11 protein-coding genes are annotated in these 12,551 nt (G+C 64.7%); 1 reads left to right on the top strand and 10 read right to left on the bottom strand.

Annotated features, from left to right (window positions below):
• Positions 1-21 precede the first annotated feature (21 nt).
• The 3 genes from phaR to phaC form a co-directional block, all read right to left on the bottom strand.
• Complete coding sequence (phaR, locus tag KUV65_RS13325) at positions 22-597, bottom strand: polyhydroxyalkanoate synthesis repressor PhaR (protein WP_222191171.1); 576 nt, start codon at positions 595-597, stop codon at positions 22-24.
• Positions 598-787: 190 nt separating this feature from the next.
• Positions 788-1,228: a phasin family protein gene (locus KUV65_RS13320; RefSeq protein WP_222191170.1), complete on the bottom strand. Its 441-nt coding sequence runs from the start codon at positions 1,226-1,228 to the stop codon at positions 788-790.
• Positions 1,229-1,363: 135 nt separating this feature from the next.
• Positions 1,364-3,139, bottom strand: coding sequence for a class I poly(R)-hydroxyalkanoic acid synthase (gene phaC / locus KUV65_RS13315; RefSeq protein ID WP_222191169.1), 1,776 nt, complete (start codon positions 3,137-3,139; stop codon positions 1,364-1,366).
• Positions 3,140-3,314: 175 nt separating this feature from the next.
• On the opposite strand from phaC, the gene phaZ reads away from it, so the two are divergent.
• The gene (gene phaZ / locus KUV65_RS13310) at positions 3,315-4,589 is read left to right on the top strand and encodes a polyhydroxyalkanoate depolymerase (RefSeq protein WP_222191168.1); all 1,275 of its coding nucleotides are present in this window, start codon (positions 3,315-3,317) and stop codon (positions 4,587-4,589) included.
• A 13-nt stretch (positions 4,590-4,602) separates the two neighbouring features.
• Here phaZ and KUV65_RS13305 read toward each other — a convergent pair whose 3' ends face one another.
• The 7 genes from KUV65_RS13305 to KUV65_RS13275 form a co-directional block, all read right to left on the bottom strand.
• Positions 4,603-5,361, bottom strand: coding sequence for an SDR family NAD(P)-dependent oxidoreductase (locus tag KUV65_RS13305; protein WP_222191167.1), 759 nt, complete (start codon positions 5,359-5,361; stop codon positions 4,603-4,605).
• Positions 5,362-5,540: 179 nt separating this feature from the next.
• Positions 5,541-6,866, bottom strand: a complete 1,326-nt coding sequence (hisD, locus tag KUV65_RS13300; protein ID WP_222191166.1) for a histidinol dehydrogenase — start codon at positions 6,864-6,866, stop codon at positions 5,541-5,543.
• A 69-nt stretch (positions 6,867-6,935) separates the two neighbouring features.
• Positions 6,936-7,625, bottom strand: coding sequence for a hypothetical protein (locus KUV65_RS13295; protein ID WP_222191165.1), 690 nt, complete (start codon positions 7,623-7,625; stop codon positions 6,936-6,938).
• Positions 7,626-7,690: 65 nt separating this feature from the next.
• Positions 7,691-8,740, bottom strand: coding sequence for an ABC transporter ATP-binding protein (locus KUV65_RS13290; RefSeq protein WP_222191164.1), 1,050 nt, complete (start codon positions 8,738-8,740; stop codon positions 7,691-7,693).
• 3 nt (positions 8,741-8,743) lie between these two features.
• Complete coding sequence (locus KUV65_RS13285) at positions 8,744-10,051, bottom strand: MGH1-like glycoside hydrolase domain-containing protein (RefSeq protein WP_222191163.1); 1,308 nt, start codon at positions 10,049-10,051, stop codon at positions 8,744-8,746.
• Positions 10,048-11,262 carry a carbohydrate ABC transporter permease gene (locus KUV65_RS13280; RefSeq protein WP_222191162.1) on the bottom strand — a complete coding sequence of 405 codons (1,215 nt, stop codon included), beginning with the start codon at positions 11,260-11,262 and terminating at the stop codon, positions 10,048-10,050. Before KUV65_RS13280 ends, KUV65_RS13285 begins: the two co-directional genes overlap by 4 nt.
• Positions 11,262-12,500 (bottom strand): sugar ABC transporter permease, encoded by a 1,239-nt coding sequence (locus tag KUV65_RS13275; protein ID WP_222191161.1) that lies wholly within the window; start codon positions 12,498-12,500, stop codon positions 11,262-11,264. Before KUV65_RS13275 ends, KUV65_RS13280 begins: the two co-directional genes overlap by 1 nt.
• Positions 12,501-12,551: the final 51 nt, after the last annotated feature.

The raw sequence follows: 12,551 nt of genomic DNA, 5'->3' as shown, positions 1-12,551 counted from the left end.
GCATGGCGGATCCGGCGATCGCTACATCTTGCTGAGTTTCGATTGCAGGTCGGCAAGCTGCTTCTTGATGTCGGCCAGTTCCTCGTCCGAGCTTTGGCCGCCGCTGCCGGCTTCCGCAGTCTCGGCGCTGTCATCGCCGGACGGGCCGGACCAGCTGTTGCCCATGCCGCCCATCATCGCCTTCATGAAGGCCTCTTGCTGCGCGCGCATTGCCTCGAAGCCGGGCATGTTCGCCATCGGGTTCATCGCGGTCATGTTCTCGACCATCTTCGACTGCCCCTCTTTCAGCATGTCGAAACTCATGGCGAGGAAATCGGGCACGACCGATTGCGCCTGCGTGGTGTAGCTGCGCACAAGGTCGGTCAGCACGGCAATGGGCAGGACGCTTTCGCCGCGACTTTCATGTTCGGCAATGATTTGAAGAAGATACTGGCGGGTCAGGTCATCACCGGATTTCAGGTCGACGATCTTGACCTCGCGGCCCGCGCGGATGAAACCCGCGATATCCTCCAAGGTGACATAGTCCGAGGTCTCGGTGTTGTAGAGACGCCGGCTGGCGTAACGCTTGATCAGCAGCGGCTCGGTCGGCTCGGCCATGCTCTTCTCCCTTCCTGCGATGCAGCATCGGTCAGCCTAAGCCTATCTTAGGGAAAAGCAATCAACCATTTCACGTGATCTTATAGAGGAAAGGGCGGACCGAACCGGCCCGCCCTTCTTGTGTTTCGCGGCGGCGGGGAGGACGCCGGGCGCGAAATCAGGCTTGCTGGCGCCGGGTGGCGCCGCGCAATTACTTCGCCGATGCCTTCTTGGCAGCGGTGGTCACCTCGGCGGTGGCTTTCTTGACGGCGGCGGTGGCTTCTTCGGAAGCTTCCTTGCCGGCGGCCATCATCAGCTCGACGGTTTCCATCTGCACCTTCTTCGCGATCTCGGCGAAGGCGGCCATGGATTCGGCGGTCATCTCGGCCTGGGCCGATGCGAAATCGGTCATGGCTTTGGTGTAGTCGGTCGGCTCTTCCTTGACGGCGGCGACGTCACCCATCTTGGCGATGGTGTCTTTCGTCCACTTCGAGGAGATCTCGGTCGACTTTTCGGCGGCGTCGAGAACGACTTTCGACATCTTCTCGCTCATCGCGGCCGAGCTTTTGAAAGCGTCCGTGTAGGCCGTCATGTCCATCGGAAACGCGTTCATCATTTCGGTCATGTATTTCGTGAAATCGGTGTTAGCCATCTGCTTGCTCCTTGTTCCGCCGGGTGAGCGGGCTTTGCTGCATCTGCACAAAATATGGATGCTGCACTGCAGAAAGTCAAGATTATTCTGCAGTGCAGCATTACCGGAGCGTGTGCGAAACTTCCCTTAGGGAATTCAGCCGTTTACCTTTTCAAGAACATAGGTTCCGGGGGCCGGGGCCAGCACTTTGTAGCCGCCCTCTCCCGGCACGCGGGCCTCGACCTGCTTGCCGGAGCGACTCGCCAGCCACTTGCCCCAACGCGGCCACCACGAGCCTTCGTGGTAGTCGCCGGTGGATTGCCACTCCTCGGGCGAGAGGCTTGGATCGTCATTCGTGTAATGGCCGTATTTCTTCTTGGAGGGCGGGTTGATGATACCGGCGATATGCCCCGACTCCGACAGGATGAAGGTCTTGTTCTTCGACCCCAGTTGCTGGAACCCGCGATAGCTGTCCTTCCAGGCGGCGATATGGTCGGTCTCGCAAGCCACGGCACAGACGGGCACGGTGACGTCCTTGACGCTGAGCGTCTCGCCCAGCAGGTCGAACCCGTCATGGGTCAGCGCGTTCGCCTGGCACAGGCCGCGCAGGTATTGCACCGTCATCTTGCCCGGCAGGTTGGTCGAGTCACCGTTCCAGAACAGCAGGTCGAAGGCCGGGGGCGACTCTCCCATCATGTAGCTGCGGATGGCAGGCTGATAGACAAGGTCCTGCGCGCGCAGGAACGAGAAGGTCTTGGACATGTAGTAGCTGTCCAGATAGCCGGCGGCATCGACCTGCCGCTCGATCGCATCGACAAAATCGTCCTGCAGGAAGACGGTGAATTCCCCCTGCTCGGAGAAATCCACGAGCGTGGTGAAGAAGGTGGCCGACTTGATCGACTTGTCGCCCCGCTTTTTCAGAAGCGAAAGCGTCAGGGCCAGCGTGGTGCCCGCCACGCAATAGCCCACCGCGTTCACCTGCGACTCGCCGGTGATCTCCTTGGCGACGCGGATCGCTTCGAGATAGCCCTCCTCGATATAGGTATCGAGCCCGGCATCGGCGTAGGTTTCATCGGGGTTTTTCCAGCTGACCACGAAGAGGGTAAAGCCCTGCTCGACGATCCACTTGATCAGGCTGTTCTGCGGCTTGAGATCAAGGATGTAGAACTTGTTGATCCAGGGCGGAAAGATCACCAGCGGCGTGCGATGCACCGTCTCGGTCTTGGGGGCGTATTGGATCACCTCCATCATCCGGTTGCGGAACACCACTGATCCTTCCGAGACGCCAAGGTTCTCGCCCACCTTGAACGCGTCGGGGTCGGCCAGCGTCGGCAGCAGGTCGCCGCGTCGCGCCTCGATGTCCCGCACGAGGTTTTCCAACCCCTGCACCAGGCTTGCGCCCTCGGTCTCGACCGCGCGTTCCAGCGCATCGGGGTTGGTGGCGAGGTAGTTGGTGGGCGAAAACAGGTCGATCACCTGACGGGCAAAGAACTCCACCCGCTGCTTGTCGCGCGGCTCCAACCCGTCGAGATCGGCCAGTGCGTCCTCGATGGCCTTGGCGCCCAGCTCGTATTGTTGGCGGACGAAGGCGAAATAGGGATGCGTGCGCCACAGCGGGTTGGCGAACCGCTTGTCCCTGGGTGCCTCGCCATTCTCGGGCAGGGTGAACTGGCCCTGCGCCATGGCATTCTGCATTTCGATGAACTGGGCCATGGTCTTGCCCCAGTATTCCACCTGCGTCTCGATCAGCTTGGTGGGATTGGTCATCATGTCCGACCAATAGGCCGTGCTCGCCTTCAGGTAGAGGTCCTGCCCCGGCCCTTCGAGGCCGACATCGCCCGGCGATTTCTCGGCCAATGCCGCGACGAGACGCTTGGAGAGCGTCTCGATCTTTTGCAGGTTCTCGCTGATGCGATCCAGGTTCTCTCCCATCGCGGCTCCTCCCAAGTCGCTTTGTCCCACCTTGATTTCATCCCTTTTATGCGGCATTTCCAAGTATGGCGATGCCTTGGTGAGGGGGCAAAGCACCGAATTCAACCGGGTGGGGCATGAAATATTGCCCCTGTGGCCTTTGTCCGGCGACGTGGCCCCGCGGCAGGAGACAGTGATGCGTTACCTTCTCACCTATGATTTCATGGAATCCATGCGCGTAACCAACCAGTGGTTGGGCTCGACCGCGCGTGCGATGTGCTCCTACCCGCAGCTTGGGCTGGCGGCGAATCCCTTCATCAACCTGACCGCCGCCTGGGGCGAAGTGACCGAGCGCAGCTTCGCGCGGATGGTCGCGAAACCCGACTGGGGCATCTACTCGATCCCCGGCGATGATGGGCGCGATCACATCATCTCGGTCGAGACGGTCCTGCCCCGCCCCTTCGGCGACCTGATCCGATTCAAGGTGCATGGCCGCGAGCCGACGGGCCGCAAGGTTCTGCTGGTGGCGCCGATGTCGGGCCATTACGCGACGCTGCTGCGCTCGACCGTGCTCAGCCTGCTGCCCGATTGCGACGTCTACATCACCGACTGGCACAATGCCCGCGACATCCCCGTCAGCGAGGGCAAGTTCGATGTCGAGGATTACACGCTCTACCTCGTCGATTTCCTGAAAGAGATGGGGCCAGATACCCACGTGATCGCCGTCTGCCAGCCCGCGCCCCTGGCGCTGGCCGCGACCGCCTACCTGGCCGAGGAAGACCCCGACGCGCAGCCACGCACCCTGACCCTGATCGGCGGCCCGATCGACCCCGACGCGGCGGCGACCGACGTCACCGATTTCGGCAACCGCGTCACCATGGGCCAGTTGGAGCGTCACGTGATCCAGCGCGTCGGCTTCAAGTATCGCGGCGCGGGGCGGCTGGTCTATCCGGGGCTGCAACAGCTGACCAGTTTCATGGCGATGAATGCCGAGAAGCACGCCAAGGCCTTCACCGACCAGATCATGCGCGTCGCCAAGGGCGAGGCGGGCGATCACGACAAGCACAACAAGTTCTACGACGAATACCTCGCCGTGATGGACATGACGGCCGAGTTCTACCTCTCGACGGTCGAGCGGATCTTCAAGGGGCTCGAAATCGCGCAGAACAAGTTCGTGGTGGACGGCAAGCAGGTCGATATCGGCAAGATCACCACCGTCGCGGTCAAGACCGTCGAGGGCGGCAAGGATGACATCTCGGCCCCCGGCCAATGCGTCGCCGCGCTGAACCTGTGCACCGGCTTGCCGCCCGAGAAGAAGGCCAATTACCTCGAACCGAACGCGGGCCATTACGGCATCTTCGCGGGCAAGAGCTGGCGCAACAACATCCGGCCGCTGGTGCTCGATTTCATCGACGCCAATTGCGACGTGCCGAAAACGCCGGTGAAAGAGACCGCGACCGCCGCCGAGTGACGCGCACGGCGGGCTAGCCCGCCGTCCAGCCCCCGTCGACCAGGATCGAGGTGCCTGTCACCATCGCCGCGGCATCCGAGGCGAGGAACAGCACCGCGCCCATGACATCCTCGACCCGCCCCACGCGGCCCAGCTTGATCTTGCTTTCGATCCAGGCACGTTTCTCGGGATCGGCAAAGGTGGCTTCGGTCAGGGGCGTGCGGATGAAGGTCGGGCAGACCGTGTTCACCCGGATGCCCCGCGCGCCCCATTCGATCGCCATCGCCTTGGTCATCCCCTCCACCGCGTGCTTCGAGGCGCAATAGACCGCCCGGTCGATGCCGCCGACATGGCCCATCTGGCTGGAGATCTGGATGATCACGCCGCCCGCGTCCCCCATGCGCCGCGCGCCCTCCTGCGCAAGGTGATAGGCGGCCTTCACGTTGACCGCCATCACCGCGTCATAGTCGCCCTCTTCCGTCTCAAGCGCCGGTGTGTGCCGCGCCAGTCCGGCCGAGTTGACCAGCACATCCAACGGCCCGATCCCATCCATCGCGGCCACAACCGCGCCCCGGTCGGTCACGTCGAGGACCAGCGCCTCGGCCGACAGGCCCGCGGCCAGCATCTCTGCCACCGCTCGATCCAGCTCCGCTTCCCCGCGCGCGGCCACGATCACATGCGCCCCCGCTTCGGCCAGCGCCATCGCGCAGCCCAGCCCGATCCCGCGCGATCCACCGGCCACAAGGGCGCGGCGGCCGTCCAATCGAAAGCTCGGGGTGCGGGGAAGGGTCATCTCGGCTCCTGTGGATTGTTCCGGTGTCTCTGCATCAGTTCTGTGGATAAATCTCTGCACAAGCTGTGGAAACGAAGAAAACCCACCACCCCATCTTTATCCCGAAAAATATGCAAAGCGGGGGCAAGGGGGCGCAGCCCCCAAAAGGGGTGGGCGGGCGGGCCCGCCCACCCCCGATCTCATTCCGCCGCGTCGCGATAAGGCGCGCCCTCGCCATAGGGCACGTTCCGCCCCCCGTAGCGGCGCACCCGGATGTTGCATTGCTCGGCATGGCCAACGAACCCTTCCAGCATGCACAGCCGCGAGCCATATTCGCCCACCAGGGTCGCCGCCTCGTCGGTCAGCACCTTCTGGTAGGAATGCGTCTTGAGGAACTTGCCCACCCAGAGACCGCCCGTGTAGCGCCCGGCGCGCTTGGTCGGCAGGGTGTGGTTCGTGCCGATCACCTTGTCGCCATTGGCCACGTTGGTGCGCGGCCCAAGGAACAGCGCCCCGTAATTGGTCATCTTCTCCAGGTACCAGTCATCGCGGTCGGTCATCACCTGCACATGCTCATAGGCCATCTCATCGGCCACGCGCAGCATCTCGTCGTGCCCCTCGCACAGGATCACGTCGCCGTAATCCTGCCAGCTGGCCGAGGCGGTCTCTGCCGTGGGCAAAATTCCCAGCAGACGGTCCACCTCGGCCAGCGTGGCCTCCGCGAGTGTGCGTGAATTCGTGATCAGGCAGGCGGGGGAGTTGTAACCATGCTCGGCCTGGCCCAGCAGGTCGGTCGCCACCAGTTCCGCGTCCACCGTGTCATCGGCAATGACCATGGTCTCGGTCGGCCCGGCGAACAGGTCGATCCCCACGCGCCCGAAAAGCTGCCGCTTGGCCTCGGCCACGAAGGCGTTGCCGGGTCCCACCAGCATGTCGACCGGCGCGATGCTCTCGGTTCCCAGCGCCATGGCGCCCACGGCCTGCACGCCGCCAAGGCACAGGATCTCGTCCGCGCCGCCCTCGTGCATCGCGGCCACGATGGCCGGATGCGGTTTGCCCCCCACCGGCGGCGCGCTGGCCACGATCCGCCCCACGCCCGCGACCTTGGCGGTCAGCACCGACATATGCGCCGAGGCGACCATGGGGAACTTGCCGCCCGGCACGTAGCAGCCGACCGAGTTCACCGGGATGTTGCGATGGCCCAAGATCACGCCGGGTAGGGTCTCGACCTCGATATCGCGCATCGAGTCCTTCTGCGCCTCGGCGAAGCGGCGGATCTGGTCCTGCGCGAAGCGGATATCCTCCATCTCGCGGGTCGAGACCTGGCTCATCGCCGCCTCGATCTCGGACCGGGTCAGGCGGAACGCCTCGGGCGTGTAGCCGTCGAATTTCGTGGACAGCTCGCGCACGGCGGCATCGCCGCGCGTCTCGATATCCGACAGGATGCCTTCGACCACCGTTCGCGTTTTCGCGTCATCCTCGGCCCGTTCGGCCTCGGGCTTGCCGCGCTTGAGATACTCCGCCATCGCTGATCCTCCCCCGGATGTGTCGGGCGCAGGATTCCGCAATTTGCATACGAATGCAACACGGAACGGTCAGTCGGGGCAGACTGCGGCCCGGTAGGCCGCGATGGCCTGTGCAAGCTCCTCGGCCCGCCCGGGCAGGACGTTGAGGTAGAGCGTCTCGTCGATATAGATCGAAAGACCCACATCCGCCTCACCGCTGCCATCCATGCGTGGAAAGACATCCTCGCGCAGGAAATTGACCCGTGCCGCCAAGGGGCCGTATGCGCCTGCCTGCACCCGCTGGAACAACGCGCGGAGGGCGCTGTTCAAACCCTCCTGCGGCAGGCCGCGGGCGAATTCCTCTTCCATCGTGTCGAGGATGGTGTTGGCTGCGGCCTGCAACTCGTGCAGATGCGCGGCATCCACCGGAAATTCGGCAATGCTGAAGGCGGGGACGCTGTCATCTTGCGTCACGATCATCGACTCGACGACCGGCGCCAACAGCGACAGGTCGAAGCGCATCTCGTCCCGCCCGGCGGGGACCTCGTAGCGCTGCCCATCAGGCGCGTCGATCCAGACGGGCGACGGCGTGAAGGTCTCGATCCGCAGTGCGCAGCCTTCCAGCGTGACGGTCATCTCGCGATGGAGCGTCTCGTTATCGGCCACGTCCACGATCAGGGCGGCGAGCGCGGCCGGGTCGCCCGCCTGCGCCGATAATGGGGACGCGGCGCATAGCGCGAGGGCAAGCGCCGTGGCGGCACGAACGGGGCGGATGGGCATGAGGCACTCCGGTCAATCTGCAACTGACCGCAGGCTAGACCGGTTTTCGCCCCGCGCCCAAGCCCTTAGCGAATGGCCTGCCCCTCGGGGTCGAAGAAATGCAGCTTGCCGGAGGCGAAGCTCAGGCCGACCTGTTCGCCATTGCGATGCTCGGCCTCGCCATCCACGCGGACGGTCAGCTTGCCTGCCCCGCCGCAATCCACGATCAGGAACGTATCGGCGCCCAAGTATTCCACCAGGTCGATCCGCCCGTCCAGATCACCCGTGCCGGGGGCCACGATCTCGATCGCCTCGGGCCGGATGCCCAGCTTGACCGCGCCATCCTTGCCCGGCGCAGCACCGCTGCGCCCGTCTTCGAGGTGGTACTCCCCGCCCGAGACGGAACAGGGCAGGATGTTCATCTTGGGGCTGCCGATGAACTCGGCCACGAAGAGGTTGCCGGGGTTTTCATAAAGCTCCTTCGGCGTGCCCACCTGCGCGATGGTGCCGAAATCCAGCACCACGATGCGGTCGGCCAGCGTCATCGCTTCGACCTGGTCGTGGGTCACGTAGATCATGGTCGAGTCGAGATGCTCGTGCAGCTTGGCGATCTCGTAGCGCATCTCGACGCGCAGCGCGGCGTCGAGGTTCGACAGCGGCTCGTCGAACAGGAAGGCCGTGGGGTCGCGCACGATGGACCGCCCGATGGCGACGCGCTGTCGTTGCCCGCCCGAAAGGTCCTTGGGGCGTCGTTCAAGATAGGGTTCCAGCCGCAGGACGCGGGCGGCCTCGGCCACCTTGGCCTGTTGTTCCTCTTTCGGGGCGCCGGCGGTTTTCAGCGAGAAGCCCATGTTCTCGGCCACCGACATATGGGGGTAAAGCGCGTAGGACTGGAACACCATGGCAAGGCCCCGCTTGCTGGGCGGCTCGGCCGTGGCGTCGCGCCCGTCGATCATGATCTGGCCGCGGCTGGTTTCCTCCAGCCCCGCGATCATGCGCAGAAGCGTGGATTTCCCGCAGCCCGAGGGGCCGACGAAGATGACGAACTCGCCATCGCCGATGGACAGGTCCACGCCCTTGATGACCTGCACATCGCCGAACCATTTCTCGACGGATTTCAGCTCGATCGATCCCATCGCTCAGTCCTTTCCCTGCCCGGAGGGGGCCGAGGGGCTGGCCCATGCCAGCCACACCGCCGCCGTCCAGGTGAACGTGGCCCCACCGGCGGGCGTGCCGTCGATCGGGCTGAAATACTCGGCAAAGCCGTTCTCGGCGATCAGCCGCGCGGTGTCGCGGCGCACGCGGTCGGCTTGCGCGGTCAGCCCCGCCTCGGCCATGCCGTTCCCGGCGAGGTAGTTCATCACCCCCCAGACCGGCCCGCGCCAGTAGCGCAGGTGGTCGAATTTCGGCCCCTCGGGGTCATAGCTGGGCAGCGCATAGGGGCTGCGCGCCAGAAGGGCGTCGAGCGCGGGCACGGCGCGGTCGTCCCGCAGACCGCCCCACCAGCACAGGAAGGACGCGTTCGACAGCGACCCGGCGAAGTTGCCCGTGCGCAGGTTCTTGGCGTCATAGGCCCCGGTTTCGGGGTTCCACAGGGTCTCGGCCCCCACTTCCAGCGTGGCGACCCAATCGCGGATCTCGCCCGCATCCTCGCCCAGCAGATCCGCCATCGCGGCCAGGTCGCGGGTCGAGCGCAGGGTGGTGAAGGTCATCGTCGGGTCGGCCACGCGGAACGGGCTTTCCGCGGCAATCGCGGCCTCGTCCCATTTGCGGTCGCGCCCGAACTGCACCAGCCAGATGTAGCGGTCGTAATCCTCTTTCGTGGGGCGCATGCGCGGGTCCACATGACCCGTGTCGCGGCGCGTGTAGGGCTGCACGCCCACCGGATCGACGCCGGCCATCGCCTCGTCCCAATCGGGGGCGTTGTCGCGCCCGGCTTCCCACGGGTGGGTGATGACCACGGCCCCGGTCTCGGCCCGCGCCGCCATGATCCAGCGGTGATAGGCCAGCAGTTTCGGAAACAGCGCGCGCAAGCGATCTGCGCCCGCAGCCGGGTTGGCCTGGTAGATGCGCCACGCCAGCGAGGCCGCAACGGGCGGCTGGCTGATGCCAGAGGAGGCGACAGCGCACGCCCCCCGGCCCACTGCATCCTCGGTCCCCCAGACATCGGGGCCGGGGAAATAGCCCGGATCGGGGCGGTGGAACAGGATATGGGGCACCATGCCGTTGTCCCACTGGCCCGAGAACAGCGTCTCGATCTCGGCCCAGGCGCGGTCGATATTGACCGCGGCGAACCCCAGCCCCGCAAAGGCCGAGTCCCAGTTCCACTGGTAGGGGTAAAGACCATCAGTCGGCACCGTGTAGCCGCCACGGTCGTTCAACTCCAGAATGCGCCGCGCCTCGGCATCGAGGGGGGCCACGTCGATTTCGGTCAAGATATCTGTCATCCTTTAACACTCCCCGCGGTCAGGCCGCGCGTCATGAATTTCTCCAGCCCCAGGAACAGGGCCATCACGGGAACGGTGGCGATCACCGCGCCCGCCATCAGGTGCTGACGGGGAATCTCGGAACTGTTGAGCGAGGCGATCCCCCGCGTCAGCGTGAATTTCGACGGATCGTCCAGCAGCATGAAGGCCAGCAGGAACTCGTTCCATGCGATCATGAAGACGTAGAGCGACACGCTCGCCAGCGCCGGAAGCGACAGGGGCAGCGTGATCTTCCAGATCACCTGCAACCGGTTCAGCCCGTCCATCAGCCCGGCTTCCTCCACCTCGCCGGGCAGGCCGCGGAAATAGCCCTGCAGCATGTAGAGCGCGACGGGGATGGTCGTGACCGGGTAGATCATGACGATCCCGAGGATCGAGTTGCGCAAGCCCGTCATCGAGAAGACGATGTAGATCGGCAGCGCCAGAACGATCATCGGCACCATGTAAATCAGCAGGATCGACCGGCTGAGCGCCTTCTGCCCGCGGAATTTAAGCCGCGCCACCGCGTAGGCCCCGGGGATCGAGAAGGCCAAGGTGATGAAGACGGTCAGCACCGAGACGTAGAAGGACGTCCACATGTAGCTGCCGAAATTGAAGTCGCGGAACAGCTCGGAATAGCTGCGGAACAGCCCCCAGCCCTGGCTGAGATCGATCGAGAAATCGAGCGGGTTGGCGATGAGTTCGCCTTGCGTCTTCAGGCTGGTCATCACCATGACGTAGAAGGGGATCGCCACGATCGCGGTGAAGAAGATGTAGCCGAACCCGGTCAGGAAGCGGATCACCGCCTCTTCCCACTCATGGCGGTTCAGCGCCCCGCGCGGGGCCCCGGCCATCATCACCGTGACGGGCCAGGCCAGGCCGATGCCAAAGCCGATCCCGGCCGACAGGTGCCCGCCCATCCCGACGGTCTCGGCCACGTGGATCGGGCTGAACGGCGTGTAGCTGAGCGCGACACCCAGCACCGCCGCCCCCAAAGCCAAGAGCCAGCCCATCCGGTTTTCCGGCGCGGCCAGCCCGACCAGCGCACCCAGCAGGATGCAACCCCACAGGCCGGGGCGGAACGCCTCGCCGGTGGTGAAGCTGAGCAACACCGCCAGCGTCGTTGCCATGATGAAGGCCCACAAGACCCCAAGGATCGGGCCGGTGACATATCCGTACCAGAAGGCGCGCATCACAGGCCCTCCTCTCTCGAGATGAAGCGGAAGAAGGCCCAGCTGAAGATCAGAAGGCAGATCAGGATGACCACGGCCACCGCCGCGCCCGCGCCGATATTGCTGACCGCGAAGGCCTGTTCATAGACGTTCACCGTCAGCGTCCGCGTGCCCGCGTTCCCGCCCGTCAGCAGGAAGATGTCGTCGAACTTGTTAAAGGTCCAGATGAAGCGCAGCAGGAACAGGACCGACAGGATGCCCATCAGCATCGGCAGCGACAGGTAGCGGAATTTCTGGAAAGGGCTGGCCCCGTCCACATCCGCCGCCTCGTACATGTCGTGGTCGATCGACTGCATCCGCGCGAGGATGAACAGGAAGGACAGCGGGAAGTAGCGCCAGATCTCGAACACCGTCACCATGATCAGCGCCAGCGGGCGTTCCCCGAAGAAATTGATCGTGTCGTCGGTCACGCCCATCTGCACCAGAAGCGCGTTCACACTGCCCGAGAACGGGTCGAGCAGGATCACCCAGGTAAAGGCCACCGCGATCACGGGGGCGACGTAGGGAAACAGATACAGCCCCCGCAGCACGCCCTGCCCCTTGAACGACTTGTTCAGCAGCATCGCCGCAAACAGGCCCACGACCAGCGCACCGATCGTGCCCACCACGGTATAGAACAGGGTGGCATAGATCACGGTCCAGAATTCGCGCGCGTCGAACACGTCGCGGAAATTCTCCAGCGTGAATTCGAAATTGGCGAGGATATTGTCCGCCTCGCCGGTGATCTCGACCGGGGTCGCGTCCTCGATCGCGTCCTCCAGCGCATCCGGGTCGCCGTCGAGCAGGGCGGGGATTTCCAGCGTCAGGCGTCCGCCCGGCTCCAACTCGCCGATGTCGCAGCGCAGGGCCGCTCCCTCCAGCGTACAGATCTCGGGCAAGGCCTGCACCGTGACACCCGCGGGCAGCGTATCGGTCAGCACCGTGTTGCGGATCGGCTCGTCCTGGCTGGAATTGCGGATGCGGTAGCGCAGCGTCGCCACCTCTTCATCGGCATCGCGCAGATCCTCGCGCACCACTGGCGCGGGCGGGCGCAGGTCGGCCAACCCCACCGGCTTGAAGGAGATCCAGAAGATCGCCAGCAAGGGCAGGATGACCACCAGCATCACGCTGGTCAGCGTCGGAAGAAGGAGGCTCCAGGCCAGCCGCGCCTCGCGGCGGGCCAGCGGGCCCCGTCCTTTCGGTGGGGTCGCGGTCGTCATGGGTCAGGCTCCGGCAGCTACGGGTCCGGGTGGGTGCGGGGCCGCACATCG

Source organism: Maritalea mobilis, from assembly GCF_019800885.1.
Classification (GTDB): Bacteria; Pseudomonadota; Alphaproteobacteria; order Rhodobacterales; family Rhodobacteraceae; genus Roseibacterium; species Roseibacterium beibuensis.
This window is presented reverse-complemented; position numbering and strand designations above follow the sequence as displayed.

Bases quoted from the DNA above. Each gene is read 5' to 3' on its own strand.
- phaR (WP_222191171.1), bottom strand. From the start codon at position 597: ATGGCCGAGCCGACCGAGCCGCTGCTGATCAAGCGTTACGCCAGCCGG.
- KUV65_RS13320 (WP_222191170.1), bottom strand. From the start codon at position 1,228: ATGGCTAACACCGATTTCACGAAATACATGACCGAAATGATGAACGCG.
- phaC (WP_222191169.1), bottom strand. From the start codon at position 3,139: ATGGGAGAGAACCTGGATCGCATCAGCGAGAACCTGCAAAAGATCGAG.
- phaZ (WP_222191168.1), top strand. From the start codon at position 3,315: ATGCGTTACCTTCTCACCTATGATTTCATGGAATCCATGCGCGTAACC.
- KUV65_RS13305 (WP_222191167.1), bottom strand. From the start codon at position 5,361: ATGACCCTTCCCCGCACCCCGAGCTTTCGATTGGACGGCCGCCGCGCC.
- hisD (WP_222191166.1), bottom strand. From the start codon at position 6,866: ATGGCGGAGTATCTCAAGCGCGGCAAGCCCGAGGCCGAACGGGCCGAG.
- KUV65_RS13295 (WP_222191165.1), bottom strand. From the start codon at position 7,625: ATGCCCATCCGCCCCGTTCGTGCCGCCACGGCGCTTGCCCTCGCGCTA.
- KUV65_RS13290 (WP_222191164.1), bottom strand. From the start codon at position 8,740: ATGGGATCGATCGAGCTGAAATCCGTCGAGAAATGGTTCGGCGATGTG.
- KUV65_RS13285 (WP_222191163.1), bottom strand. From the start codon at position 10,051: ATGACAGATATCTTGACCGAAATCGACGTGGCCCCCCTCGATGCCGAG.
- KUV65_RS13280 (WP_222191162.1), bottom strand. From the start codon at position 11,262: ATGCGCGCCTTCTGGTACGGATATGTCACCGGCCCGATCCTTGGGGTC.
- KUV65_RS13275 (WP_222191161.1), bottom strand. From the start codon at position 12,500: ATGACGACCGCGACCCCACCGAAAGGACGGGGCCCGCTGGCCCGCCGC.